Here is a 23,659-nt window from a genome sequence, read left to right as displayed (position 1 = left end):
CGGCATGAGCCCGTATACCCTGCATCGCGGCACGGCGCCGCTACTGATCAGCCTTCCGCATAACGGCAGCGCCATTCCCGACGAACTGGCCGCCCGCATGAAGCGGCCGGCGCGCCGGTCGCCCGATACCGACTGGCACGTGGCCGAGCTTTACGATTTCGCCCGCGACATGGGCGCCAGCGTCATCAAGCCCTTTGCCTCGCGTTACGTGGTGGACCTGAACCGCCCGGCCGATGGGCACGCGCTGTACCCCGGCAGGAGCGAAACCGGCCTGGTGCCGACCATCCTCTTCAGCGGCGACCCGATCTACCGGCCAGGTGCCGAGCCCGATGCCGACGAGATCGCCGAGCGGGTGAAACGATGGTGGAAGCCCTACCACCGTGCCCTTGCCGACGAGCTCAACCGGCTGCGCAAGGCTTTCGGGCGCGTGGTGCTGTGGGAAGGCCATTCCATCCGCAGCCACGTTCCCATGCTCTTCGACGGCCGGCTGCCGGACTTCAACATCGGTACCGCCGACGGGGCAAGCTGCTCGCCGGCGTTGCAGGCGAAGCTCGCCGCCCTGCTGGAGGGCCAGACGGACTACACGCATGCCGTGAACGGCCGCTTCAAGGGTGGTTACATCACGCGCCATTACGGCCAGCCGGGGCAGGGCGTCGACGCCGTGCAACTCGAACTCTCCCAGCTCAACTACATGGACGAGGATTCGTTCGAGTACCTGCCCGCGAAGGCGGCCAACGTGCAGCTTCTCATCGGCGACATGCTGAAGGCGTGTCTGGAGCATGCGCGCACGTCGTGACTCGCTGGCGAGGTAAGCCGCGGGCCTTGTGTGGGAGCTGCTTCAGCGGTGATGGGTGCTCGCGACAGACTTGCCCGCTGCCGCGGGATCGCCGCTGAAGCGGCTCCCACAACGTCGGTCCGTCAATCCAACGCCGCCACGCACTTCAGCTCGATGGCGATCGGCGTCGGGAGGGCGTTCACCTCGACCGTGGTGCGGCACGCATCGACGCCGGCGAACGCTTCCGCATACAGGCGGTTGTACGCGGCGAAATCGTGGGCGATATCGGTGAGGTAGACGGTGACGTCCACCAGATCCTCGAAGCGCGCACCGCTGGCTTCGAGCACCGTTCGCACGTTGGCGAACACCTGACGGCACTGCGCCTCGATGTCGTACGAAAGCAGGTTGCCTTCCGCATCCATGACGTTGCCGGGTATGGCATTGGTGGCCGGCTCGCGGGGACCGATGCCGGAGAGGAACAGCAACGGGCCCACGCGTCGCGCATGGGGGTAGGCCCCCACCGGGGCAGGCGCGCCCTTGGCGCGGATGATGTCATTGGCCATGGTCGATGCAGATGTTCCTGGCTTCGGTGAAGAAACGCATGGCTTCGAAACCGCCTTCGCGGCCGACGCCGGATTGCTTACTGCCGCCGAACGGCGTGCGCAGGTCGCGCAGCATCCAGCAGTTCACCCAGACGATGCCGAAGTCGAGCCTGGCGGCGAAACGATGCGCGCGGGAGACGTCGCGCGTCCAGACGGAAGCCGCCAGACCATATGGCGTGCCGTTGGCGATCTCGAGGGCGTCTTCTTCGCTGTCGAAGGGGATGAGGGTGACGACGGGCCCGAAGATCTCTTCCTGGTTCGTGGCGGTGTCGGGCGCCAGGCCCTCGATGACGGTGGGCTCGATGAACCATCCCCCGGTGCACCGCCCGCCGACATCGACCCGGCCGCCGCCGGTGAGCACCGTGCCCCCTTCGGCGCGAGCCCGTTCGATGCAGCCGGTCACCTTTTCGAAGTGCGCCTTCGAGACGAGCGCGCCGAGCTGGTTGCCGTCCTCGCGCGGGTCGCCCACGCGCAGGGCGCGCACACGCCGGAGGTAGTCGTCGCGAAAGCGCTCGTAGATTGACCGTTGTACGAGCAGGCGTGAGCCGCAAAGGCAGATCTCGCCCTGGTTGGCGAAACCCGAGCGTACGATGGTCGCCATGGAGGACTCGGCGAAATCGAAATCGTCGAAGACGATCGCGGGGTTCTTGCCGCCGAGTTCCAGGGACACCTTCTTGAGGCGCGGCGCCGCGGCGGACGCGATGGCCACCCCCGTGCGCGTGCTGCCGGTGAACGAGATGGCCTTGACCGCCTCGTGCGTGACGATCGCCTCGCCGACGGCGGGACCCGTGCCGTGCACGATGTTGAGCACGCCGGGCGGGAAGCCGGCGTCCTCGACCAGCGTGCCCAGTAGCCAGGCGGTGTAGGGCGTGACCTCGGAGGGCTTGGCGACGACGGTGTTGCCGGCAGCGAGCGCCGGCGCGATCTTCCAGGTGAAAAGGTAGAGCGGCAGGTTCCAGGGACTGATGCAGCCCACTACACCGAGTGGAAGGCGCAGTGTGTAGTTGATGGCGCCGTGTTCCATCGCGTGCGATTCGCTGCTCCATTGGCTTGCGGCGGCGGCGAAGAAACGCAGGTTGGCGATGGCACGCGGGATGTCGAGCGAGCGGGCCAGGGCCAGCGGCTTGCCGCTGTCCTGCGATTCCGCGTCGGCGAAAGGTTCCAGGCGGGCCTCGATGGCGTCAGCCAACCGCTGCAAGCACCGGGCGCGCGCTTCGGCGGAAAGGCGCGACCACGCCGGAGCGGCGCGGCTCGCGGCCGCGACGGCAGCGGCCACATCGTCCGGCCCGGAATCGGGGCAGCGCGCGAACGCCTGGCCCGTCGCCGGGTCGACGACATCGAGGTAGTTGCCGCTCAGCGGCGCGCACGGCCGTCCGTCGATCAGGTTGGCAAGGACGAGCATGGCCGCCTCAGTTCAGCGCGCGCGTGCGGCCGCCATCGACGGCGATGCTGGTGCCATTGACGTAGCCGGCCGCGGGGCTCGCGAGGAAGGCCACCATGGCGGCCACCTCGGCGGGTTCGGCGAAGCGGGCCGCGGGCACGCTCGCGAGTAACCCCTTTTCCACTTCCTCCCGGGTGCGCCCCGCCTTGACGCTGGATTCGACCAGGGCTTCGAGGCGGGGCGTGCGCGTGTAACCGGGCAGGACGTTGTTCACGGTGATGCCATCGGCCGCGACCTCGCTGGCGAGCGTCTTGGCCCATCCCGCGATGGCGGCTCGCGTGGTGTTGGACACGCCGAGGTTGGGGATCGGCTCCTTTACCGACGTGGAGACGATGTTCACGATGCGTCCGTAGCGCGCTTCGCGCATCCCCGGCAGGCAGGCCTGGGCCAGTACCTGGGCGGCGATGACGTGCTGGCGGTACGCGGTGAGGAAAGCCTCGGGCTCTGCGCTCCATACCGGACCGGGCGGCGGACCGCCGCTGTTGTTCACCAGCACGTGCACGGCGCGGTCGCCGACGATATCGGCAACGGTGGCGGCAAGGGCTTCGGTATCGAGCATGTCCACGGCCACGTGCCGGTGTTTCTGCCCGGCATGGTTGGCCGGAAGTTCGGCGGCGAGCGCGGCGAGCGCGTCGGCGGAGCGGGAGAGCAGCGTGAGGCTGGCGCCGAGCTCGGCCAGTTCGAAGGCCGTGGCGCGGCCCAGTCCTTGCGAGGCGCCGCAGACCAGAGCGTGGCGACCGGTGAGACGAAGATCCATGCGGCGCTCCCTTCAAGGGGTGGACGGGCTCAGCCCTGTTTCATCGCCCACCACTGTATCGCCATTGCGGCAAACCAGCACGGCCATGCGAACCACGGCGCCAGGCGCCACACGCGCTGCCAGCGGTTCAGGTCGTCGTCGTCGAACAGCGCCGGCGCATCCGAGCGCAGCACCCGGCGCATCCGCAGCCAGTTCGCCATGCCGTTCGGCCGGCCGGTGTCGGCCTCGACGATGGTTTTCCACTGGTCGGGGTAGCGTTTCCTGAGCAACGCGGTGAAACGCCACTGGGCCACGAAGTGCAGGAGAAAGAAAGCGACCGCGCCGAGCAGGAGCAGGAGATAGAGGTAGACAGCGGTCTGCATGAGGATCAGCTGCCCTTTTCCTTGTCCTTGCTGCGCTTCTCCGGATCCTCGCCGAGGATGTCGGTGGTGACCACGCTGCGAAGGGTGGAGATGACGCCGTCACCCTGCTGGGCCTTGGAGCAGACCGCGTTGTTGATGGCCTTCTTGTACGTGCTGTTCTGCATGCCGACGAACAGCACGCCGTCCGGCCCGTGGGCGATCTTGAAGCTGCCCGCGGGGTTCATCTTCACCGGCGCCTCGGCCGAGAAGGTGGTGGGCGACTGCTCCCAGTAAGTCTGGCTCTTCTGCTGCTGCGCGGACGAATACACCACGAGATAGCGGGCCTTGTCGTCCGTCACCTTGAACTTGCCGAAAGCACCGGTGGTCTCGCTCGTCCAGCCGATGTATTCGCACAGCTGGATGTCTTCGGAGTGCAGCGGCTGGAAGGCGTCGTCGAGCAGTACCACGGTGGGCGCGAACAGGTAGCTGGAACTCAGCCAGCGCCCGTTGAGCTCCGACTTCATCGCGATGGTGTACGGCAGCTGCGCCCCCTGCGGCAGCCGGAATGCGAGGAAGTAGCTGCGGTCGCCGTTGAGGCTGGCGACCGGGCTGTCCTTGTTCAGTTCGAACCGCTGCGGCTGCCAGGGCAACATGTCCTGGTAGGACAGGTCCGCGAAGCTGCCGCAGCAGGGGTTCGCCTCGTCCAGCGCCTTTCGCGCGATATCGATCGTGTTCGTCGGATTCTCCGGCGGGCGGAGGTTCGGTGGCACGATCGAGCGGCAAGCGCCCAGCGCCACGATGGCGAAGGCGAGGAGCAGCGGACGGAGCAGGGAAGGGGGCATCATGATCTTTTCGCTGGCTAGAACTCGGCACTCCCTGCCGCACGGGGGTAGGGGATGGCGTCGCGGATGTTCGACAGGCCGCACACGTACACCAGGAGGCGCTCGAAGCCCAGGCCAAAGCCGGCATGGGGCACCGTGCCGTAGCGGCGCAGGTCGCGATACCAGTCGTAGGTGGCCTTGTCGAGATGGAACTGGTCCATGCGGCGGTCGAGGTAGTCCAGGCGCTCTTCGCGCTGCGCACCGCCGATGATTTCGCCGATGCCGGGCGCGAGCACGTCCATCGCGGCGACCGTCTTTCCGTCGTCGTTGAGGCGCATGTAGAACGCCTTGATCTGTTCGGGGTAGTTCATGACGACCACCGGACGGCCGATATGTTCCTCGGCGAGGTAGCGCTCGTGCTCCGTCTGCAGGTCGACACCCCAGGCCACCGGGTGCTCGAACTTCTTGCCCGACTTCTGCAGGATCGACACGGCTTCCGTGTAGTCGATGCGCTCGAACGGTTTGGCGATGAAGGCTTCCAGGCGCGAGATGGCATCCGGCTGCACGCGCTCGGCGAAGAACGCCATGTCGTCGGGGCGTTCTTCCAGCACGGCCTTGAAGATGCCCTTCAGGAACAGCTCGGCCAGGTCGGCGTTGTCGTTGAGGTCGGCGAAGGCCACCTCCGGCTCCACCATCCAGAATTCGGCGAGGTGCCGGGTGGTGTTGGAATTTTCGGCGCGGAAGGTGGGCCCGAACGTGTACACCTTGCTCATGGCCAGGGCGTAGCCCTCGACATTGAGCTGGCCGGACACGGTGAGGAAGGCCTCGCGGCCGAAAAAGTCCTTGCGGAAATCGATGCCGCCCTTCTCGTCGCGGGGCAGGTTGGCCAGGTCGAGCGTGGACAACCGGAACATGTCGCCCGCACCTTCCGCGTCGGAGGTGGTGATGATCGGCGTGTTGATCCAGAAGAAGCCCTGTTCGGTCAGGATCCGGTGGATCGCCGTCATCATCGTGTGGCGAACGCGCGTCACGGCGCCGAACAGGTTGGTGCGCGGGCGCAGGTGGGCGACCTCGCGCAGGAACTCCATCGAATGCTGCTTCGGCTGGATGGGGTAGGTAAGCGGGTTGTCGACGAAGCCGGTGACCTCGATCCGGGTGGCCTGGATCTCGAAGGCCTGGCCCTTGCCCTGCGAAGGCACGAGCTTGCCGGTGGCGATGACGCCGGCGCCGGCGGAGAGGCGCTTCACGTCCGTCTCATAATTGGGGAGATCGGAGGTGGCCACCACCTGGATGGGGGCGAAGCAGGAGCCGTCGCTCACGTTCACGAACGAGAGCCCGCCCTTGGACTCGCGCAGGGTGCGCACCCAGCCGCGAACCGTGACCTCGTGTTCGCCTGCGGCCGTGCCGCCGGCGAGAGCCTGCTTGACGCTTACCACCGTCATCGATTGAAACTCCGGAAAAGGCGCCGCATGTTCAGCGCGTAAGAAGCACGACCCTATATGATAATGTAAGGTCCACGTGAACGGCACCGCTTCAATCGATATACCACGGCCAGAAAACGTTTTCATGATACAGATTACTCCCGCAGCATCCGACCGCATGCGCGCCTTCCTGGCCCGTTCCCCCGAGGCCGCGGGCGTTCGTTTCGCCGTGAAGCGCATGGGCTGCTCGGGCTTCGGCTACGTGGTGGACCTGGCCGCCGACATCGCCGAGGACGACCGGGTGCTCGACATCGACGGCATCCGCGTGGTGGTCGACCCCAAGAGCCTCCCCCTGGTGGACGGCACCCTCATCGACTTCCAGCGCCAGGGGCTGAACGCGTCGTTCGTGTTCCATAACCCCAATGCCACGGGCGAATGCGGGTGCGGGGAGTCGTTCACCGTTTCGTAGCAGGCGTGCGGGACCAGCTTTGTGTGGGAGCCGCTTCAGCGGCGATGGGGTGCTGGGGCAAGCGTGCCCGCTGCCGCGGGATCGCCGGCATAGCCGGCTCCCACAATAGCCATCCCCTTGCCCTAACCCCCGGTTTCTCCTTACAATGCGCGGCTGGCCCTCTCCAAGGAGGGTCTTCTTGCCTCACCGCCCTGCGCGGGAGGCTGCCATCCCCGTCAAGGGGTGCATCCACAAGGAGCCACCATGCGTCATTATGAAGTCGTGTTCCTGGTCCATCCGGACCAGAGCGAACAGGTGCCCGCCATGATCGAGCGTTACAAGACGCTGATCGAAGGCGACAACGGCAAGATCCACCGCCTCGAAGACTGGGGCCGCCGCCAGCTGGCCTACCCGATCGAGAACCTCGCCAAGGCTCACTACGTGATGCTGAACATCGAGGTTTCGCAGAACGCCCTGAACGAGCTCGAGACGGGTTTCCGTTTCAACGACGCCGTCCTGCGCCACCTCGTGATCCGTCGCGACGAAGCCGACACCGAGCAGTCCTTCATCCTGAAGAGCAAGGAAAAGGACGAGCAGAAGGGTTCGCGTCGCCGTGACGACGACAGCGACGGCGACGACCGCCGTGGCGGTCGCGACAACGACAACGATCGCGACAGCGACGACTAATCGGGGATCACAGCCATGTCCAAGTTTTTCCGCCGCCGCAAGTTCTGCCGCTTCACCGCCGAGGGCGTGAAGGAGATCGATTACAAGGATCTCAACACCCTCCGTCAGTACATCACGGAGAACGGCAAGATCGTCCCGAGCCGCATCACCGGCACGAAGGCCCGCTACCAGCGCCAGCTGGCGACCGCGATCAAGCGCGCTCGCTTCCTCTCGCTGCTGCCGTACACCGACAACCACGACGTCTGATCGTCCGCGCGCCCTTCCCATGCATGGGAGGGGCGCCCGGTGAACGACACTCGGACAACCAGTTTTGGCTGCGCGGGGCCCATCCCGTGCTAACGAAAGGAACATCCCATGGAACTCATCCTCCTCGAGAAGGTGAAGAACCTCGGCAACCTCGGCGACAAGGTCAACGTCAAGCCGGGTTACGGCCGTAACTTCCTCCTCCCGACCGGCAAGGCCGCTCGTGCCACCGCCGACAACATCGCCGCGTTCGAAGCGCGCCGCGCCGAATACGAAGCCAAGGCCAAGGAGCAGCTCTCCGGTGCCGAAGGCCGTGCGGCCAAGCTCGAAGGCGCCGAGGTCACGATCGAAGTGAACGCTTCGCCGGAAGGCAAGCTGTTCGGTTCGGTCACCCCGCGCGACGTTGCCGAAGCCCTGACCGCCAAGGGTCTGGAAGTCGACAAGAGCGAAGTGATCCAGGCCGAAGGCCCGTTCCGCAACACCGGCGATTACGAGGTCGTCATCGTCCTCCACGCCGACGTGCAGCAGACGGTCAAGGTCAAGGTGGTCGGCGCGTAAGCTCCGCACCATCCGCGATACCCGACGGGCGCCGCAAGGCGCCCGTTTTCGTTTCATCCCCAGGTTATCCACAGAGTTATCCTCTCAACGTGTGAGACTGCTCCGCGTATGATCGTCCCCACGGCCTGCCGCACCGGCTGGCGCCGTCCGCAACACGAGGTAGTCCATGTCCTTCAATCCGGAGCGAAGTGAGCGCGGCGATCGCAAGCGCCGTCGCGAGCCTTCCGCCATCGACGCATTGCGCGTGCCGCCGCATTCCATCGAGGCCGAGCAGGCGGTGCTGGGCGGCCTCATGCTTTCGCCGGATTCGCTGGACAAGGTGGCCGACAAGCTCACCGACGACGACTTCTACCGTCGCGACCACCGCCTCATCTGGCGCGCCATCAACGAGCTGGCGAACAAGGGCATGCCTTGCGACGCCATCACGCTCGGCGACTGGTTCATCGCCAACGACATGGCCGAGATGGTCGGCGGCGCCACGTATCTCATGGAGCTGGCGAACTCCACGCCCAGCGCCGCCAACATCGCCGCGTACGGCGACATCGTTCGCGAGAAGTCGGTGCTCCGGCAGCTGATCGACGCCGGCACGCTGATCACCGAGGACGGCTTTCGCCCGGAAGGCAAGAGCGTGCAGGAGGTCATGGAGCTTGCCGAGCAGCGTGTGTTCCGCATCGCGGAATCCGGCGCGCGCGGCAAGAAGGACATCGTGTCGGTGCGCGAGGCGACGGCCGAAGCGTTCCGCATGCTGACCGAGCGCTATGAGAAGCGGGGCCAGCTCACGGGCCTGTCCACCGGCTTCACCGATCTGGACGAACTCACCTCCGGCCTGCAGCCGTCCGACCTGATCATCGTCGCGGCACGTCCCTCCATGGGCAAGACGGCATTCGCCCTCAACCTCGCGGAAGCGGCCGCCATGCGCGGCAAGAAGGCCGTGGCGGTGTTCTCCATGGAAATGTCGGCGTCGCAGCTGGCGTTCCGTCTCATTTCCTCCCTCGGCCGCGTGCACGCGCAGCACTTGCGCAATGGCGACCTGGCGGAAGAGGACTGGCCGCGCGTCACCTCGGCCATCACCATGCTTTCCGACGCGAAGATCTTCATCGACGACACGCCGGCGATGTCGCCCGTGGAAATGCGTTCGCGCGCGCGCCGCCTCCAGCGCGAGCACGGTCTCGGGCTCATCGTGATCGACTACCTGCAGCTCATGCAGGTGCCGGGCAACTCCGAGAACCGCGCCACGGAAATCTCGGAGATTTCGCGCGGCCTGAAGGCCCTGGCGAAGGAACTCAATGTGCCGGTCATCGCGCTGTCGCAGTTGAACCGCTCGCTGGAACAGCGCGCCGACAAGCGGCCCATGATGTCCGACTTGCGCGAATCCGGCGCTATCGAGCAGGACGCCGACGTCATCATGTTCATCTACCGCGACGAGTACTACAACAAGGAATCGGCGGACAAGGGCCTGGCCGAAATCATCATCGGCAAGCAGCGTAACGGTCCCACCGACACAGTGAAGCTGGCCTTCCTCGGCCACTACACGAAGTTCGAGAACTGGGCACCCGATTCGTACGTGGGCAGCTTCGACTGATCGACCGGTAGGAGCCGGTAGCGGGGTGCGCTTGCTATGCTCGGCGGCACGTCCCGGATGGAGAGTGCCGATGTTCCGTTCCCACGTTTTCCTGGCCGCGGGCCTTCTCGCGGCAACCGCAGCCACGGCAGCCCCGAAGGTCGTGGTGCCCGAGCGTCCCACGGCGGAACAGCGCGCGGACATCGAGCGCCGCCTGAACGACTGGCCCGACCTGGCTCGCTACGCCAAGGACAATGCCGCGCTCGGCACTCCGAAGTCCGGACAGCCGCGCGTCGTCTTCATGGGCGATTCGATCACGGATGCCTGGGGTCGCGAGATCGGCAGCTTCTTCCCGGGGCACGATTACGTCAACCGCGGCATCAGCGGGCAGACCACGCCGCAGATGTTGCTGCGCTTCCGTCCCGACGTCGTGGCGCTCAAGCCGGCCGCCGTCGTCATCCTGGCCGGCACGAACGACATCGCAGGAAACACGGGGCCGGAGACGCTGGAAACGATCGAGGGCAACCTTGCATCCATGGCCGAACTGGCGAAAGCGAACGGCATACGCGTCGTCCTCGCCTCCGTCATGCCTGTGAGCGACTACGTCGGGAACGGGCAGACGAAACAGCGGCCGCCGCAGAAGATTCTCGCGCTCAATGCGTGGATCAAGGCATACGCCGCGCGCGAGCACCTCGTCTACCTCGACTACTACACGGCAATGGTGGACGCGCGCGGACAGTTGAAGAAGGAGCTCAGCTACGACGGCCTGCATCCCAATGCCGCGGGCTATGACGTGATGGCGCCGCTGGCGGAGAAAGCCATCGCGGAGGCGCTGCGCGGGGAACACTGACAGCACGACGCGGTTTCCAGGAGGTCAATTTTAGGACGACATCCTAAAGACGAATCGGTTGACAAGATCTAGCATCCCGCCCCCGTGATGCCTTCGCGTGGGTGCGCCCGACCGCGTGCAAGGCGGACCACCGGGCGCATCAAGGACCGTATCGATCATGGAAACCATCCAGAAGCGCGCCGCCACGGTGTCGCTCGCGCTTGCCTGCGTCATAGCCATATCAGGCTGCACCGCCGGCAATCCGCTCGTCACCCGTTCACAGAAGGCGCACGAGGCGAAAGTCGCCGCCATACCGAAATGTGCGCGGAAGCTCGGCAGCATCTCCGTCATCGAGCCGGAGGGCGGCGTGCATTGGTGGACTCAGCAGCAGCTCCCGTCGCCCACCAAGCTCATCAAGGTCTTCGTCAGCAAGTCGGGCTGCTTCACGCTGCTCGACCGCGGTATGGGCATGGACGCGGCCATGCGCGAGCGCGAGCTGGCAACGGGCGGGCAACTGCGTGGCGGCGCAAACGTGGGGAAGGGGCAGATCAAGGCCGCGGATTACGTGCTCGTGCCCGACCTCGTCTCCCGCAACAGCGACGCCGGCGGCGGCGCGTTGAGCGCCATTGCCGGCGGTCTCATCGGTGGCGGTGCCGGCCAGTTGGTCAGCGCCATCAACATCCAGTCCAAGACGGCCGACGTCACGCTCACCGTCACCGACGTCCGTTCGTCCGAGCAGGTGGCGCTCGCGGAGGGACACGGCGAGAAGAACGACATCGGCCTCGGCGCCAAGGGGGTGTTCAACGGCACGCAGGGCGGCCTCGGCGCAGGTGTCGGCGGCTACTCGAACACGACCATCGGTCAGGTCATCACCATGGCCTACCTCGACGCGTATACCAGGCTCGTGGGCGAGATGGGCGGCATGCCTGACAACGCCTCGGCAGCGAACGTGCGCCAGTCGGGCACGATACGCGTCGCCACACGCATGTTCGAGAACTCGACCATGAAGGGCAAGGTGGTGCGGCTCCTCGACGTCGGGATGACGGTGTATCCCACTGGCGAGAAAGCGGGGCTGATCTGGCAGGTGGAAGACGAACACGGCAACCGGGGGTGGGTGTCGTCCGTCAATTTCGATCTGGCAAAGTGAGGCCGTCGGCGGCGGGAGAGTCCTCCCGCCGCCACATCGGTGCCCGACGGGCGCCAGCCGGGTGCGGCTACACTGGGCGGTCTCTCGCTGCCACGTCGCCCCCCACACACCATGAGCCGCACCACCGTCGCCACCATCCACCTCGGCGCCCTGCGCCACAATCTGTCCCGTGTGCGCGCCATGGCGGGACCGGCGAAGGTGATGGCTGTGGTCAAAGCCGATGCCTACGGCCACGGGCTGGAACGCGTGGCGCGGGCTCTGAACGGCGATGCCGAGGCGTTCGCGGTGGCCGCCATTGCCGATGGCTTGCGGCTCCGTGCCGCGGGCCATCGGCAACGGATCGTCGTGCTGTCCGGTCCGGACACGCCTTCCGATCTCGTGGAGATGCAGCGCCTGGGCCTGGACGCCCTGATCCACCACGATGCGCAGCTGCCCTGGCTGGCGCGCGCCGATCCCGCTCGCGGGCCGTTGCGGGTGTGGATCAAGGTGGACACGGGCATGCATCGCCTCGGTTTCGCGCCGGAGCGCGTGCGGGAAGTTCACGCCAGCCTGCGCGCGATGCCGGCCATCGACGACGAAATCGGGTTGATGACCCACTTTGCGTCCTCAGAGGAATTCGAGGGTCGCGACACGGCGTTGCAGATCGCCCGGTTCCGCGATGCCACCCAGGGGCTCCAGGGCCCGCGTGCGCTGTCCAATTCCGCCGCCTTGCTGGGCTGGCCCGATGCCCGCGGCGACTGGGTGCGCACCGGTGGCCTGTTGTATGGGCTTTCGGTCGTGGAAGGGCGGTCCGGTTCGGACTTCGGCTTCCGCCCTGCCATGTCGCTCGCCACGCGCCTCGTGGCGATCAACCGCCTCGCCAGGGGCGAACGTGTCGGCTACAACGGCACGTACGTGTGCCCCGAGGACATGGCCGTCGGCGTCGCCGCCATCGGTTACGGCGACGGGTATCCGCGCAGCGCGGCTGCCGGCACGCCGGTGCTCGTGAACGGCCGCCTCGCGCCATTGGTCGGCCGCGTGTCCATGGATCTCATCACGCTCGACCTGCGTGGCGTGCCCGATGCGCGGGTAGGCGACAAGGTCACGCTCTGGGGCGAAGGCCTTCCGGTGGAAACCGTGGCCGCTTCCGCCGGCACGATCTCCTACGACCTCACCTGCGGCATGACCCGGCGCGTGCTGTTCGTCGAGGACGAGGCCTGACGCGAGACCTGCCGCCGCGTATCGCCCTGTGCGACGCATCCGCGCTATACATGGCGCTTCGCCTGAGGAATTCCCGCAACGATGGCCAAGGCCAAGACCGCATACGTCTGCACCCAGTGCGGCGCCGAACACAGCAAGTGGCAGGGCCAGTGCGCCGAATGCGGCGAGTGGAACGTGCTTTCCGAATTCGTGGTGCAGCCGGCGAAGCCGAACGCCGTGTCCACGGGCACGCGACGCGGGGGCTATGCCGGGGAGGCCGCGGGTGCGCCGCGCATCACGCCGCTCACGGAGGTGCTGCTGACTGCCGAGGCGCGCACGAACACGGGTATCGGCGAACTCGACCGCGTGCTCGGTGGCGGCCTGGTCGACGGATCGGTCGTGCTCATCGGCGGCGATCCCGGCATCGGCAAGTCCACGCTCCTGTTGCAGATGCTCGGCACGCTCGGCACCAGCCTGCCGAGCCTCTACGTCACCGGCGAGGAATCCCTCGGCCAGGTGGCAGGCCGGGCGCAGCGCCTGGATCTTCCGCTGGGCCCGCTCCACGCACTGGCGGAAACCTGCATCGAACGCATCCTCGAACAGGCCGCGGCTGCGCGCCCGCGCGTGCTGGTCATCGACTCGATCCAGACCATCTGGACCGAGCTGCTCACCGCTGCTCCGGGCTCGGTGAGCCAGGTGCGCGAGTCGGCGGCGAAGCTCACCCGGTTCGCCAAGGAAACGGGTACGTCCGTATTCCTGGTGGGCCATGTGACGAAGGAGGGCGGTATCGCCGGGCCCCGCGTGCTCGAACACATGGTGGACGCGGTGCTGTACTTCGAAGGCGAATCCGGCAGCCGCTTCCGTGTCCTGCGCGCTTTCAAGAACCGCTTCGGGGCGGTGAACGAACTGGGTGTCTTCGCCATGTCCGAGAAGGGCCTGCGCGAGGTACCCAACCCGTCGGCGATCTTCCTTTCCGCGCACACCGGCCCCACGCCGGGAAGCGCGGTGATGGTCACCCGCGAAGGTACCCGGCCGCTGCTCGTGGAAGTGCAGGCACTGGTCGATCAATCGTCGCTGGGCAATCCACGCCGTGTGGTGCTCGGGCTCGAACAGAACCGCCTCGCGATGCTCCTCGCCGTGCTCCATCGCCACGGCGGCGTGGCCGCCTACGACCAGGACGTATTCGTGAACGTCGTCGGCGGCATCCGCGTGCAGGAAACCGCGTCGGACGTGCCCGTGCTCATGGCCGTGCTGTCGAGCCTGCGCGACCGTCCGCTCCCGGAGAAGACCATCGCCTTCGGCGAGGTCGGTCTGTCGGGGGAGATCCGGCCGGTGCCCAACGGCGAGGAACGCCTGAAAGAAGCCGCCACACACGGTTTCCGCCGCGCGGTGGTTCCGGCGGCGAACGCACCGAAGCGCGGCCGCGTGGGTGAGATGGAAGTGATCGGCGTCGAACGGCTGTCCCAGGCGATCGACGCCAGTCGCGAGTGATCCCGCGAGCGCCCGCTATTTCGGTGGCCCGAACAACACCAGCGCGCGTTCCTTCCAGTTCCGCGCGGATTTCAGGGTGCGAAACATCTGTATCCAGGCATGGAAGGCGATGCGGACGGGGTTGTGGCTGTGTATGGGCTTCACCAGGCCGTACCGTGGCGGTTCGTTCTCGCGTTCCCTGCGGAACGAACCGAACAGCCTGTCGAACACGATCAGCACGCCGCCGTAGTTGCAGTCGATGTAATCGGGGTTGCTGGCGTGGTGCACCCGGTGATGCGAGGGCGTGTTGAATACGAACTCGACCGGCCGCGGCAGTCGTCCGATCAGCTCCGTATGCAACCAGAACTGATACAGCAGGTTCACCGCCAGCGCGGCGAGCACCACCGGAACAGGGAATCCGACCCATACCAGCGGCGCGAAGAACACCGTTGCGCCGGTGATCTTCCCGGTCCAGCCAAGGCGATACGCGGACGACAGTGTGTACTGGTTGGACGAGTGGTGAACCGAGTGGTTCAACCAGAACCAGTGGATGCGGTGGTCGGCGCGATGCATCCAGTAGTAGCAGAACTCCTGGCCCACGAAGAGCAGGGCACAATGCCACCAGCGGTCCATGGCGATAGTGGCGATGCGCCATTGCCATACCGCATAAAGCAAAGCTCCGGTGATACCGGCCTTCAACAGTCCATTGACCAGCACGCGGCCCAGCGCATCGCCGAACGATGCCCAATACGCTCTCCAGTCGTGACCGAGGCCTCGGCGTTGCCGCAGCCATCCTTCGGCGGCGGCGATCAGCACGAACAACGGCAGCGGTAGCACCAGCAAGCCGAGCGACGACGTATTCATGATGATCGCCGTCGTGGTTCAGCGACCCAAGCGCTGGCGCGCGGTGGCGGCGGCCTGCTTGAGTTCGTCGGCAGACAGCTTTCCATCCTGATCGGTATCGATCTTGTCGAAGTTCTTCGCGATACGCGGCAGGCCGGCTTCGGCTTCCTTGCGATCGATAAAGCCGTCGCCGTTGGCGTCGGCGGCCTTGAGGCGTGCCTGCATGTCCTGCCTGGCCTGGGCCGCGCGGTCGCTCTGCGCGAAAGATGAAGTGGATGCGACGAGCAGGGTCGCGGCGAGTACATAGGGGAGTTTCGGCATGGGATACCTCATGGGTTGAAAGGGTGGCCATCCATGGCCTGGGGGAGGGTCGGGGATCAGTTGCCGCGGCAGGCGATCGTCTCGCCCGCGGCGTTGGTGCAGGTGCCGGTGTGGGTCACCACGCCGTTCTGGACGCTGGTCGAGCCGCTGTAGCTGTTTCCGTTCTTGCCGGTGGCGCTGGTGCTGCGGCTGCCGTTGACGTTGCCCTCGGCATCGCGGGCAATGCTTCCGCTGGTGGTCGCGGAGCCGCCATTGGGGCCATTGATTGCGGCGCTGCCCTGTCGGCCGGCGCTTCCGTCGGCGTTGCGGTAGAAGCTGCCCTGGCGCTGCGCGGTGCCGCCGTTGGCACCCGCGGCATAGGCTCCGCTTCGGCCATTGACATTGCCCTGGCCGTCGCTGGTCACGCGGCGGCCACGCGTGTATGCACCACGCTCGCCACGGGCCGCCGCCCCGGTGACGGCGGTGCGGCCTCCGTCGCCGGTGTGGGCCACGGCATGGCCGCGGATTCGGCCTTGCGCCGAGGCATCGGGAATCGTGGCGGCCGATGTGCCGGTCAGCACCAACGCCGCCAGTAGCAGGGTCGTTCTGTTCACGGGAGTTCTCCTTCGGGTCGGCGCGAGGCGATCTCGCGGTAGGGCCAAACTAGTGCCCGCCGCCGGCGAAGGTGTGTCGCGATAGCTACCGCATGTTTCGGCAGCGCGCCCTGGAAACATTCGCTTACAAACGACCCGGGAAGGGCGTTGCGCGGCCTCGCGGCTAGCCGCGATAGTGTCGCCATGGACGAAACCCTGGCTCGCATCCTCCTGGTCGACGACGACGCACGCCTGCGCGACCTATTGCTGCGCTACCTGCAATCGCAGGGCTTCGAGGTAAAGGGCGTGGGCGACGGCGCGCAGATGCGTCAGGCATTGGATCGAGGCCATTACGACCTCATCGTGCTGGACCTGATGCTGCCTGGAGAAGACGGTCTCGATATCTGCCGCCGCCTTCGTGGCCAGGGCGACGACACCCCGATCGTGATGCTCACCGCCAAGGGCGACGAGATCGACCGCATCGTGGGCCTGGAGATCGGTGCCGACGACTACCTGCCCAAACCGGTCAATCCACGCGAATTGCTGGCGCGGATCAAGTCGGTGCTGCGACGCGCCCGCCCGGCACCCGGGGCGCCGGAGCCGGACGGTGGCGAGATTCGCTTCGGTCCGTTCCGACTGGATCTGGGACGCCGCGAGTTGAGCCGGAACGGCGCACTGCTGCGTCTGACCTCGGGCGAATTCGCGGTGCTGACGGTGCTGCTGCGCCACCCGCGGCAACCGCTCAGCCGCGACCGACTGATGAGCCTGGCGCGTGGCCGCGAGCACGAGGCCTTCGAGCGGAGCATGGATGTCACCATTGCCCGCCTGCGCCGGCTGCTGGAAGACGACGTGCGCAACCCTCGCATCCTGCAAACCGTATGGGGCGTGGGTTACGTCTATGTGCCGCCGGACGAAAGCGCATGAGCCGACTTCCGCTACCGCGCAGTGTGTTCGGACAGCTAGTGCTCGTGATCGGGCTGGTGCTGCTCGGTTCGGCGGTGCTGGCCGTGGCGATGGGCCGGCAGATGACCACCCGCCCAGCCGCCGGGCAATTGCTGAAAGCCATGGACGGCTTTGCCGATGTCGCCGAGGAACTGGCGCGCACCCAGCCCCACGAACGCGTGGTGGCCCACTTGCGTGATGCAGGACTGGCTGTGAGTGAGCTGCCGCCGCCGGCGCGCGATCTGCGTGCCGTGCCGTTCATGCGTGAGTTGCTCGAACAGGCGCCGCAACAGCTCGCGCCCGGTCGCGAGGTGCGCCTGGGGCGTGTCGGCATGGCCAACGTGGTGTGGCTGAAGCTGAATACGCAGCCGGCGCTGTGGGTTTCGTTCGCTTTCGATCAGCGCGGCAGTCGCGTACTGCGCTTTTCGGTGCTGATGCTTTTCGTGGGCGCGGCGCTGGTCTGGCTGGCGGCGGCCTATTACGCGCGCCGCCTGGTGGTGCCCCTGCGGCGTCTCGCGCAATCCGCGCCGGCTATCGTGCGTGGCGAATCGCCACCTGCGGGCGCACTGGCGGGGCCGCGGGAAGTGCAGGAACTGGCGCGTGCCCTGGCCGATTCGAGCAGGGACATACGCGAGGCCGCCGAGGAACGGGCGCTGATGCTTGCCGGCATCTCGCACGACCTGCGCACGCCGCTGACGCGACTGCAGTATGCGGTGGAGCTTGTGCCCGGCGTCGATACGGAACTGCGCGCCGGCATGCATCGCGATATCGCCGACGTCGACGCCATCCTGTCGCAGTTCATCGCCTATGCGCGCGACGGCCGCGACGAAGCCAGCGAACCTCTCGACCTGGCCGTGCTGTGTCGCCATGCGATCAGCGCCTGCGAGCGCGAGTGGGAGGTGGAAATGCCTCCCTATGCACCCATGACCGGCAAGCCGATGGCGTTGCAGCGCGCGGTGGGGAACTTGCTCGCGAATGCGCAACGGCACGGGGCGCCTCCCTATTCGCTGCGGCTTTCGCGGCAGGGCGATGCCTGGCGGATCGAGGTCGCCGACCATGGCCCCGGCCTGTCCGCGCAGGCAGCCGAGCGTGCGCGCCAGCCGTTCGTGCATGGCGAGGGAGGCGGTACGGGCCTGGGGCTGGCGATCGTCGAGCGCGTCGCGCGCCAGCATGACGGTGAGCTGCGACTGTTGCCGCTACGGCCTCATGGTCTGGTGGCGACGCTCGTATTGCGTGGAAGTTGATCGTTTCATCGACGAGGCGGACGTTATGGGCAAGAGACGGGCGTTCCTGATGGCAGGCGCGGCGTGGATCGCATTGGGTCTGGCCGGTATCGCACATGCTGCAAGCGGTGAAGCGCGGCGGCCTGAGACACGGGTGGTGCACGACGTTGCCTATGGCAGCGACCCTGGGCAGCGTTTCGACGTGTATCTGCCGCCGTCGCCCCATGACGCGCCGGTGATTTTCATGGTGCACGGGGGCGCCTGGACGATCGGCGACAAGACCAATCCAGGCGTCGTCGAAGACAAAGCCGCCTACTGGCTGCCCAAGGGATACATGCTGATATCGGTGAACTATCGGATGGTGCCCGAAGCCGGGCCGTTGGAGCAAGCCAACGACGTGGCCCGGGCGCTGGCCGCCGCGCAACGGCTGGCGGCGTCGTGGGGAGCGGATCCCCACCGCTTCGTATTGATGGGGCACTCGGCCGGTGCGCACCTGGTCGCCTTGTTGGGAGCCGATCCGGCGTTGCTGTCCGCCGCCGGCGCCGCCCGCCCGCGGGGCGTGGTTTCCCTGGACAGCGCCGCGATGGACGTCGTGCAGATCATGGAGTTTCCGCGCCATCCCAGGCTTTACGATCGCGCCTTTGGCGAGAACCCGCGCGACTGGGCGGCCGCATCGCCCTACCACCGGCTCCGGTCCGGTGCGTTGCCCATGCTGGCCGTGTGTTCCAGCCGGCGTTTCGACGCCTGCCCGCAGGCGCGACGTTTTGCCCAGAAGGCCGCAACACTTGGCACGCGGGTCGACGTGTTGCCGCAAGACCTGTCGCACGCCGAGATCAACCGCACGTTGGGCCAGCCCTCGGATTACACGGCTCGGGTGAGTGCCTTCATCGACGGGCTCGTCGCCTTGTAGCCGACGACGCACACGTTGTCGCGCCTGCCCGCGCTACGGCGTTCTGTGCAAGATCAACTCGAGGACGGCCTTCGTGCCGAAGAACGCCAGCAGCAGGATGCCCATGCCGATCAGCGTGAGGTAAACCGCACGAATGCCGCGCCAGCCGTATTGCCAGCGGCCCCACAGCAGCACGCCGAAGACGACCCACGCGATGATCGACAGCACCGTCTTGTGTACGAGGTGCTGTCCGAACAGATCGCCCACGAACAGCGCACCGGTGACCAGCGTGAGGGTCAGCAGTACGAAACCGACGGCAATGAGGCGAAACAGCAGTACCTCCGTCAGCGTGAGCGGGGGCAGGGCACGCAACCAATGGCCGAAACGGCTGCGGCGTAGCGCGCGTTCCTGGATGGCGAGCAGCACCGCCAGCGCGGCCGCGATCGAGAGGATGCCGAAGGCGAACACCGCAATGGTCACGTGCAGTTCGATCTGCCATGTCATCGATTGCGGTGTGGTGATGGGCGCGAGCCATGTGTCGATGGCGAGAAGCACGGCCGACAACGGGAAGATCAGGATACCCAGGCCGGCGACGGGGCGGGACAGGTTCACCACCAGCGTGAGCGTCGAGGCGATCCACGCCACCAGAGAGAGGGCGGCGAAGAAGTGCAGGTCGAGCGTGCCGCGATGGGCCGTGAGAAGGAGTGCGCCGTGCGCCAGCGCCGCGAAGGTGGCGAGCGTCATGCCCCAGCGCGCGAGCGGCTGCCCACCCGTCGCCAGCGGCCGGGCGAGAACGCCGGCGGCGGACAGATAGAGGACGACGGCGACCAGGGAAAGGGCAGTGACGATCATGGGGGCGCAGTGTGGCATAGAGCGGTGGCTGGCGGCTCCCACAAAGTGGCGGATCGAAGGTTCCGCTATAATCTGCTGTTTACCGCATCGTGCCGGAATCCCATGTTCGAATCCCTCAGCCAGCGCCTGTCCGACACCGTCAACCGTCTGCGTGGCCGCGGCCGGCTCACGGAGGAAAACATTCGCGAAACCTTGCGCGAAGTGCGCATCGCCCTGCTCGAGGCCGACGTGGCCCTGCCGGTGGTGAAGGCGCTGGTGGAGCGCGTGAAGGTGCGCGCCGTGGGCCAGGAAGTGCTGAAGAGCCTTTCTCCGGGCCAGGCGCTGGTCAAGGTCGTCAGCGACGAACTCACGGCCGTGATGGGCGCCGCCAACAGCGAACTGAACCTGGCCGCGCAGCCGCCGGCCGTCGTGCTCATGGCGGGCCTGCAGGGCGCGGGCAAGACCACCACGGTCGGCAAGCTGGCCCGCTTCCTCAAGGAGCGCAAGAAGAAGCGCGTGATGGTGGTCAGCTGCGACGTCTATCGTCCGGCGGCGATCGAGCAGTTGCGCACCCTGGCCAGCCAGGTCGAGGTGTCCTTCTTCCCCTCCGAGGCCGGGCAGAATCCGGTCGACATCGCGAGGGCCGCCGTGGCGGCGGCCCGGCGCGAGGTCATCGACGTGCTGCTGGTGGACACCGCCGGCCGCCTGCACGTCGACGAGGCCATGATGGCCGAGATCAAGGCCCTCCACGGCGCCCTCGATCCTATCGAAACCCTGTTCGTGGTCGACTCCATGACGGGCCAGGACGCCGCGAACGTCGCCAAGGCCTTCGCCGACGCGCTGCCGCTTACCGGCGTGGTCCTGACCAAGACCGACGGCGATGCCCGCGGCGGTGCGGCGTTGTCGGTGCGCTACGTCACCGGCCGCCCCATCAAGTTCCTCGGCGCCGGCGAGAAGACCGACGCCCTGGAACCGTTCCACCCCGACCGCGTGGCCCAGCGCATTCTCGGCATGGGCGACGTCCTGTCGCTGGTCGAGGAAGTCGAGCGCAAGGTCGACCAGGAAAAAGCCCAGAAGCTGGCCGAGAAGGTCATCAAGGGCAAGCGCTTCGATCTCAACGACATGCGCGACCAGCTCGAGCAGATGAGCAACATGGGTGGCCTGGCGGGCCTCATGGACAAGCTTCCGGGCATGTCCAGCATTCCCGACAGCGTCAAGTCCAAGGTCAACGACAACGAGCTGAAGCGCATGGTGGCCATCATCGGCTCCATGACGAAGAAGGAGCGCCGCCATCCGGACCTCCTGAACGGCTCGCGCAAGGCCCGCGTGGCGCGGGGTTCCGGCACGCAGCCGGCCGACGTGAACCGCCTGCTGAAGCAGTACATGCAGATGGAAAAGATGATGTCCAAGCTGTCCAAGGGCGGCAGCAAGGGGCTCCTGCGCCAGATGCGCGGCGCCATGAAGGGCATGGGCGGGATGGGCGGCATGATGCCGCCGGGCCGCTGAAGCGGCCCGGAGTGAAGCGTGAACAGTGAACAGTAAGTTGGAGCGGTGCGCTCCCGGCCGGCGGCGGCAGCTCACTGTTCACGGTTAACTCTTTACACAATCGAAATTTTCACTACAATGTTCGGCTTTACCGCGCCCGCTTCTCGCGCGCGCCTTGCCGGACTGCGGCATTCTGGAGCTCGTAACTTATGGTTAAGATTCGTCTTTCGCGCGGTGGCGCCAAGGGCCGTCCGTTTTATCACGTCGTCGTGACCGACCAGCGCGCACCGCGCGATGGCCGCAACATCGAGCGTGTGGGCTACTACAACCCGGTCGCTTCGGGCGCCGACAAGCGCCTCGAGCTCGACGTCGCCAAGGTCCAGGCCTGGGTGGCCAAGGGTGCGCAGCTGACCGACAAGGTCCGTGCCCTCGTGAAGGAAGCCGGCAAGCTGGCTGCTTGATGTCGACGGAGTCCGGGAAGCGCGTCCGCGTAGGGCGCATTGTCGGGCTCCACGGCGTGCAGGGACAGGTCAAGCTCGAAAGCTGGACCGAACCCCGCATCCAGATGTTCCGCTACCAGCCATGGCTGCTCACGGCGCCGGGCGTGGAGCGGGAGATGAACGGAATCCGAGGGCGCGCGCAGGGCAAGGGCATCGTTGCCACCCTGCCGGGCATCGAGGATCGCGACCAGGCGGCCGCGCTGGTCGGGTGCGAAATCACGGTTTCGCGCGACACGCTGCCGCCGCCCGCAGAGGGCGAGTTCTACTGGACCGACCTCGAAGGTCTCGAGGTCGTCACCACGGAAAACGCCAGCCTGGGAAGGGTGAGCCATCTTTTCGCCACGGGCGCCAACGACGTCATGGTGGTGAAGGAAGGCGACAGGGAGCGGTTGATTCCGTTCGTCCAGGGCCCCTACGTGCACTCCGTCGATGTCGACGCCGGGCGCATCGTGGTGGACTGGGACCCCGAGTTCTGAAACGCGAAGCCTGAAGATCATGCGCATCGACGTGGTTTCGCTGTTTCCCGATTTCGTCCGCCAGTCGGCCGCAATCGGGGTGGTCGGAAGGGCGCAGCAGCGCGAACTGTTGCAGGTGGAAACCTGGAACCCTCGCGACTTCGCCACCGACAATTACCGTACCGTGGACGGCCGTCCCTTCGGCGGCGGACCGGGCATGGTGATGCTGATCGAACCCCTGCGGGCCGCCCTGGCGGCGATCCGTGAGGCCGCACCGGAGCCGGTGCATGTGATTTACCTCAGCCCGCAAGGTGCGCGGCTGACGCAGAAGCGGGTGGAAGCGCTGGCCAAGATGCCGCGAATCGCCCTCATTTGCGGACGTTACGAGGGTGTGGACGAGCGCCTGCTCGAGCACGAGGTCGACGAAGAGCTCTCAATCGGCGATTATGTGCTGTCTGGCGGGGAACTCGGCGCAGCGGTGGTTATCGATGCGGTGGGTCGTCTACAGGAAGGCGCGTTGAACGACGCGCAGTCCGCCCAGCAGGACTCCTTCTCGGATGGCCTTCTGGATTGCCCGCACTACACCCGTCCCGTGCATCACGATGCGTGGGGCGGCGTGCCGGAGGTGCTGCTTTCCGGCGATCACGCGGCCATTCGCCGCTGGCGTCGGAAGCAGTCGCTGGGTCGTACCTGGCTGCGCCGGCCGGATCTGCTAACGCAGCGTGTGCTCGACGACGAGTCGAGGGCATTGCTGGACGAATTCCGCCGTGATTACGAACGGCTAAACGCTACAAATTTGACAGGTGCGCCATGAACAAACTCCTCCAACAGTTCGAAGCCGAGCAGATCGCCCGCCAGCTGCCGGATTTCGGTCCTGGCGATACCGTCGTCGTCAATGTGAAGGTGAAGGAAGGTAACCGCGAGCGCGTTCAGGCGTTCGAAGGCATCGTCATCGCCAAGCGCAGCCGCGGCCTGCATTCCGCCTTCACCGTGCGCAAGATCTCGCACGGCACCGGCGTGGAGCGCGTGTTCCAGTCGCACAGCCGCGCCATCGACTCGGTGGAAGTGAAGCGCAAGGGCAAGGTCCGCGGCGCGAAGCTGTACTACCTGCGTGGTCTGGAAGGCAAGGCCGCCCGCATCAAGGAAGACGTGGCCGCCGCCGCTGCCGCCAAGGCCGCGAAGAAGGCTGCCGCCGCCGCCGAGTAATCGGCTGCCGCACGGCAAACAAAAAGCCCGCGAGCGATCGCGGGCTTTTTGCTTTCTGCGGGAGATTGCATTCTGCGGGAGCTTGCTTTGTGTGGGAGCCGCTTCAGCGGCG

28 protein-coding genes are annotated in these 23,659 nt (G+C 66.5%); 18 read left to right on the top strand and 10 right to left on the bottom strand.

The window, feature by feature from the left end; all coding sequences use genetic code 11:
* Nucleotides 1-4: 4 nt before the first annotated feature.
* Nucleotides 5-796, top strand: coding sequence for an N-formylglutamate deformylase (gene hutG / locus HBF26_RS03075; protein ID WP_167122911.1), 792 nt, complete (start codon nt 5-7; stop codon nt 794-796).
* A gap of 122 nt (nt 797-918) precedes the next feature.
* Here hutG and HBF26_RS03070 read toward each other — a convergent pair whose 3' ends face one another.
* Genes HBF26_RS03070 through asnS form a run of 6 tightly spaced genes read right to left on the bottom strand, consistent with a single transcriptional unit; the run spans nt 919 to nt 6,179 of the window.
* Nucleotides 919-1,338 carry a RidA family protein gene (locus HBF26_RS03070; protein ID WP_167122909.1) on the bottom strand — a complete coding sequence of 140 codons (420 nt, stop codon included), beginning with the start codon at nt 1,336-1,338 and terminating at the stop codon, nt 919-921.
* Nucleotides 1,328-2,779 carry an aldehyde dehydrogenase gene (locus tag HBF26_RS03065; protein WP_167122907.1) on the bottom strand — a complete coding sequence of 484 codons (1,452 nt, stop codon included), beginning with the start codon at nt 2,777-2,779 and terminating at the stop codon, nt 1,328-1,330. Before HBF26_RS03065 ends, HBF26_RS03070 begins: the two co-directional genes overlap by 11 nt.
* A gap of 7 nt (nt 2,780-2,786) precedes the next feature.
* Entirely contained in the window at nt 2,787-3,575 is a 789-nt protein-coding gene (locus tag HBF26_RS03060) for an SDR family oxidoreductase (RefSeq protein WP_167122905.1), read from the bottom strand.
* Between the two features lie 29 nt (nt 3,576-3,604).
* The gene (locus tag HBF26_RS03055; RefSeq protein WP_167122903.1) at nt 3,605-3,937 is read right to left on the bottom strand and encodes a hypothetical protein; all 333 of its coding nucleotides are present in this window, start codon (nt 3,935-3,937) and stop codon (nt 3,605-3,607) included.
* Between the two features lie 5 nt (nt 3,938-3,942).
* The gene (locus HBF26_RS03050; protein WP_167122901.1) at nt 3,943-4,761 is read right to left on the bottom strand and encodes a MalM family protein; all 819 of its coding nucleotides are present in this window, start codon (nt 4,759-4,761) and stop codon (nt 3,943-3,945) included.
* Between the two features lie 14 nt (nt 4,762-4,775).
* Nucleotides 4,776-6,179, bottom strand: a complete 1,404-nt coding sequence (gene asnS / locus HBF26_RS03045) for an asparagine--tRNA ligase (RefSeq protein ID WP_167122899.1) — start codon at nt 6,177-6,179, stop codon at nt 4,776-4,778.
* Between the two features lie 124 nt (nt 6,180-6,303).
* Between asnS and HBF26_RS03040 the strand changes: the two genes are divergently transcribed.
* From HBF26_RS03040 to radA, 9 genes are all read left to right on the top strand, one after another.
* Nucleotides 6,304-6,627, top strand: a complete 324-nt coding sequence (locus HBF26_RS03040; RefSeq protein WP_167122897.1) for a HesB/IscA family protein — start codon at nt 6,304-6,306, stop codon at nt 6,625-6,627.
* A gap of 243 nt (nt 6,628-6,870) precedes the next feature.
* On the top strand, nt 6,871-7,293 hold the full coding sequence (gene rpsF / locus HBF26_RS03035; RefSeq protein ID WP_166699056.1) for a 30S ribosomal protein S6: 423 nt from the start codon (nt 6,871-6,873) through the stop codon (nt 7,291-7,293).
* Between the two features lie 15 nt (nt 7,294-7,308).
* Nucleotides 7,309-7,539, top strand: a complete 231-nt coding sequence (gene rpsR / locus HBF26_RS03030) for a 30S ribosomal protein S18 (RefSeq protein ID WP_045830959.1) — start codon at nt 7,309-7,311, stop codon at nt 7,537-7,539.
* A 108-nt stretch (nt 7,540-7,647) separates the two neighbouring features.
* A complete protein-coding gene (gene rplI / locus HBF26_RS03025; protein ID WP_167122895.1) occupies nt 7,648-8,094 on the top strand; it encodes a 50S ribosomal protein L9 in 447 nt (148 codons plus the stop codon).
* A 166-nt stretch (nt 8,095-8,260) separates the two neighbouring features.
* Nucleotides 8,261-9,676 carry a replicative DNA helicase gene (locus HBF26_RS03020; protein ID WP_167122893.1) on the top strand — a complete coding sequence of 472 codons (1,416 nt, stop codon included), beginning with the start codon at nt 8,261-8,263 and terminating at the stop codon, nt 9,674-9,676.
* A gap of 70 nt (nt 9,677-9,746) precedes the next feature.
* The gene (locus HBF26_RS03015; protein WP_167122891.1) at nt 9,747-10,505 is read left to right on the top strand and encodes an SGNH/GDSL hydrolase family protein; all 759 of its coding nucleotides are present in this window, start codon (nt 9,747-9,749) and stop codon (nt 10,503-10,505) included.
* 157 nt (nt 10,506-10,662) lie between these two features.
* Nucleotides 10,663-11,631 (top strand): CsgG/HfaB family protein, encoded by a 969-nt coding sequence (locus HBF26_RS03010; RefSeq protein ID WP_167122889.1) that lies wholly within the window; start codon nt 10,663-10,665, stop codon nt 11,629-11,631.
* Between the two features lie 111 nt (nt 11,632-11,742).
* Entirely contained in the window at nt 11,743-12,831 is a 1,089-nt protein-coding gene (alr, locus tag HBF26_RS03005; RefSeq protein ID WP_167122887.1) for an alanine racemase, read from the top strand.
* 81 nt (nt 12,832-12,912) lie between these two features.
* Nucleotides 12,913-14,301: a DNA repair protein RadA gene (gene radA / locus HBF26_RS03000; RefSeq protein ID WP_167122885.1), complete on the top strand. Its 1,389-nt coding sequence runs from the start codon at nt 12,913-12,915 to the stop codon at nt 14,299-14,301.
* Nucleotides 14,302-14,316: 15 nt separating this feature from the next.
* Here the strand turns inward: radA and HBF26_RS02995 are convergent, their stop codons facing one another.
* From HBF26_RS02995 to HBF26_RS02985, 3 genes are read right to left on the bottom strand one after another with little or no spacing between them, the layout of a single operon-like run.
* The gene (locus tag HBF26_RS02995; RefSeq protein WP_167122883.1) at nt 14,317-15,144 is read right to left on the bottom strand and encodes a sterol desaturase family protein; all 828 of its coding nucleotides are present in this window, start codon (nt 15,142-15,144) and stop codon (nt 14,317-14,319) included.
* Between the two features lie 18 nt (nt 15,145-15,162).
* Nucleotides 15,163-15,444, bottom strand: coding sequence for an EF-hand domain-containing protein (locus HBF26_RS02990; RefSeq protein ID WP_167122881.1), 282 nt, complete (start codon nt 15,442-15,444; stop codon nt 15,163-15,165).
* Nucleotides 15,445-15,500: 56 nt separating this feature from the next.
* Nucleotides 15,501-16,037 carry a hypothetical protein gene (locus tag HBF26_RS02985; protein ID WP_167122879.1) on the bottom strand — a complete coding sequence of 179 codons (537 nt, stop codon included), beginning with the start codon at nt 16,035-16,037 and terminating at the stop codon, nt 15,501-15,503.
* Nucleotides 16,038-16,220: 183 nt separating this feature from the next.
* Here HBF26_RS02985 and ompR point away from each other — a divergent pair, with 183 nt between their 5' ends.
* From ompR to HBF26_RS02970, 3 genes are read left to right on the top strand one after another with little or no spacing between them, the layout of a single operon-like run.
* Nucleotides 16,221-16,940: an osmolarity response regulator transcription factor OmpR gene (gene ompR / locus HBF26_RS02980; protein WP_167122877.1), complete on the top strand. Its 720-nt coding sequence runs from the start codon at nt 16,221-16,223 to the stop codon at nt 16,938-16,940.
* Nucleotides 16,937-18,202, top strand: a complete 1,266-nt coding sequence (locus tag HBF26_RS02975) for an ATP-binding protein (RefSeq protein WP_167122875.1) — start codon at nt 16,937-16,939, stop codon at nt 18,200-18,202. The genes ompR and HBF26_RS02975 overlap by 4 nt, the downstream gene beginning before the upstream one ends.
* Nucleotides 18,165-19,091: an alpha/beta hydrolase gene (locus HBF26_RS02970; protein ID WP_240151164.1), complete on the top strand. Its 927-nt coding sequence runs from the start codon at nt 18,165-18,167 to the stop codon at nt 19,089-19,091. Before HBF26_RS02975 ends, HBF26_RS02970 begins: the two co-directional genes overlap by 38 nt.
* 33 nt (nt 19,092-19,124) lie before the next feature.
* On the opposite strand, the gene HBF26_RS02965 is transcribed toward HBF26_RS02970, so the two are convergent.
* Entirely contained in the window at nt 19,125-19,922 is a 798-nt protein-coding gene (locus tag HBF26_RS02965) for a cytochrome C assembly family protein (RefSeq protein WP_167122873.1), read from the bottom strand.
* Nucleotides 19,923-20,024: 102 nt separating this feature from the next.
* Between HBF26_RS02965 and ffh the strand changes: the two genes are divergently transcribed.
* From ffh to rplS, 5 genes are all read left to right on the top strand, one after another.
* On the top strand, nt 20,025-21,407 hold the full coding sequence (gene ffh, locus HBF26_RS02960) for a signal recognition particle protein (RefSeq protein WP_167122871.1): 1,383 nt from the start codon (nt 20,025-20,027) through the stop codon (nt 21,405-21,407).
* Between the two features lie 188 nt (nt 21,408-21,595).
* Entirely contained in the window at nt 21,596-21,847 is a 252-nt protein-coding gene (rpsP, locus tag HBF26_RS02955) for a 30S ribosomal protein S16 (protein ID WP_166699047.1), read from the top strand.
* A complete protein-coding gene (gene rimM / locus HBF26_RS02950; RefSeq protein WP_167122869.1) occupies nt 21,847-22,362 on the top strand; it encodes a ribosome maturation factor RimM in 516 nt (171 codons plus the stop codon). Before rpsP ends, rimM begins: the two co-directional genes overlap by 1 nt.
* A gap of 19 nt (nt 22,363-22,381) precedes the next feature.
* Nucleotides 22,382-23,155, top strand: coding sequence for a tRNA (guanosine(37)-N1)-methyltransferase TrmD (gene trmD, locus HBF26_RS02945; RefSeq protein WP_167026081.1), 774 nt, complete (start codon nt 22,382-22,384; stop codon nt 23,153-23,155).
* Complete coding sequence (rplS, locus tag HBF26_RS02940; protein WP_167026084.1) at nt 23,152-23,547, top strand: 50S ribosomal protein L19; 396 nt, start codon at nt 23,152-23,154, stop codon at nt 23,545-23,547. Before trmD ends, rplS begins: the two co-directional genes overlap by 4 nt.
* Nucleotides 23,548-23,659 lie beyond the last annotated feature (112 nt).

It is taken from the genome of Luteibacter jiangsuensis (assembly GCF_011742555.1).
GTDB classification, from domain to species: domain Bacteria; phylum Pseudomonadota; class Gammaproteobacteria; order Xanthomonadales; family Rhodanobacteraceae; genus Luteibacter; species Luteibacter jiangsuensis.
This window is presented reverse-complemented; position numbering and strand designations above follow the sequence as displayed.

Excerpts from the sequence above, each read along its gene's own strand:
- hutG (WP_167122911.1), top strand. The coding sequence starts at position 5 with ATGAGCCCGTATACCCTGCATCGCGGCACGGCGCCGCTACTGATCAGC.
- HBF26_RS03070 (WP_167122909.1), bottom strand. The coding sequence starts at position 1,338 with ATGGCCAATGACATCATCCGCGCCAAGGGCGCGCCTGCCCCGGTGGGG.
- HBF26_RS03065 (WP_167122907.1), bottom strand. The coding sequence starts at position 2,779 with ATGCTCGTCCTTGCCAACCTGATCGACGGACGGCCGTGCGCGCCGCTG.
- HBF26_RS03060 (WP_167122905.1), bottom strand. The coding sequence starts at position 3,575 with ATGGATCTTCGTCTCACCGGTCGCCACGCTCTGGTCTGCGGCGCCTCG.
- HBF26_RS03055 (WP_167122903.1), bottom strand. The coding sequence starts at position 3,937 with ATGCAGACCGCTGTCTACCTCTATCTCCTGCTCCTGCTCGGCGCGGTC.
- HBF26_RS03050 (WP_167122901.1), bottom strand. The coding sequence starts at position 4,761 with ATGATGCCCCCTTCCCTGCTCCGTCCGCTGCTCCTCGCCTTCGCCATC.
- asnS (WP_167122899.1), bottom strand. The coding sequence starts at position 6,179 with ATGACGGTGGTAAGCGTCAAGCAGGCTCTCGCCGGCGGCACGGCCGCA.
- HBF26_RS03040 (WP_167122897.1), top strand. The coding sequence starts at position 6,304 with ATGATACAGATTACTCCCGCAGCATCCGACCGCATGCGCGCCTTCCTG.
- rpsF (WP_166699056.1), top strand. The coding sequence starts at position 6,871 with ATGCGTCATTATGAAGTCGTGTTCCTGGTCCATCCGGACCAGAGCGAA.
- rpsR (WP_045830959.1), top strand. The coding sequence starts at position 7,309 with ATGTCCAAGTTTTTCCGCCGCCGCAAGTTCTGCCGCTTCACCGCCGAG.
- rplI (WP_167122895.1), top strand. The coding sequence starts at position 7,648 with ATGGAACTCATCCTCCTCGAGAAGGTGAAGAACCTCGGCAACCTCGGC.
- HBF26_RS03020 (WP_167122893.1), top strand. The coding sequence starts at position 8,261 with ATGTCCTTCAATCCGGAGCGAAGTGAGCGCGGCGATCGCAAGCGCCGT.
- HBF26_RS03015 (WP_167122891.1), top strand. The coding sequence starts at position 9,747 with ATGTTCCGTTCCCACGTTTTCCTGGCCGCGGGCCTTCTCGCGGCAACC.
- HBF26_RS03010 (WP_167122889.1), top strand. The coding sequence starts at position 10,663 with ATGGAAACCATCCAGAAGCGCGCCGCCACGGTGTCGCTCGCGCTTGCC.
- alr (WP_167122887.1), top strand. The coding sequence starts at position 11,743 with ATGAGCCGCACCACCGTCGCCACCATCCACCTCGGCGCCCTGCGCCAC.
- radA (WP_167122885.1), top strand. The coding sequence starts at position 12,913 with ATGGCCAAGGCCAAGACCGCATACGTCTGCACCCAGTGCGGCGCCGAA.
- HBF26_RS02995 (WP_167122883.1), bottom strand. The coding sequence starts at position 15,144 with ATGAATACGTCGTCGCTCGGCTTGCTGGTGCTACCGCTGCCGTTGTTC.
- HBF26_RS02990 (WP_167122881.1), bottom strand. The coding sequence starts at position 15,444 with ATGCCGAAACTCCCCTATGTACTCGCCGCGACCCTGCTCGTCGCATCC.
- ompR (WP_167122877.1), top strand. The coding sequence starts at position 16,221 with ATGGACGAAACCCTGGCTCGCATCCTCCTGGTCGACGACGACGCACGC.
- HBF26_RS02975 (WP_167122875.1), top strand. The coding sequence starts at position 16,937 with ATGAGCCGACTTCCGCTACCGCGCAGTGTGTTCGGACAGCTAGTGCTC.
- HBF26_RS02970 (WP_240151164.1), top strand. The coding sequence starts at position 18,165 with ATGGTCTGGTGGCGACGCTCGTATTGCGTGGAAGTTGATCGTTTCATC.
- HBF26_RS02965 (WP_167122873.1), bottom strand. The coding sequence starts at position 19,922 with ATGATCGTCACTGCCCTTTCCCTGGTCGCCGTCGTCCTCTATCTGTCC.
- ffh (WP_167122871.1), top strand. The coding sequence starts at position 20,025 with ATGTTCGAATCCCTCAGCCAGCGCCTGTCCGACACCGTCAACCGTCTG.
- rpsP (WP_166699047.1), top strand. The coding sequence starts at position 21,596 with ATGGTTAAGATTCGTCTTTCGCGCGGTGGCGCCAAGGGCCGTCCGTTT.
- rimM (WP_167122869.1), top strand. The coding sequence starts at position 21,847 with ATGTCGACGGAGTCCGGGAAGCGCGTCCGCGTAGGGCGCATTGTCGGG.
- trmD (WP_167026081.1), top strand. The coding sequence starts at position 22,382 with ATGCGCATCGACGTGGTTTCGCTGTTTCCCGATTTCGTCCGCCAGTCG.
- rplS (WP_167026084.1), top strand. The coding sequence starts at position 23,152 with ATGAACAAACTCCTCCAACAGTTCGAAGCCGAGCAGATCGCCCGCCAG.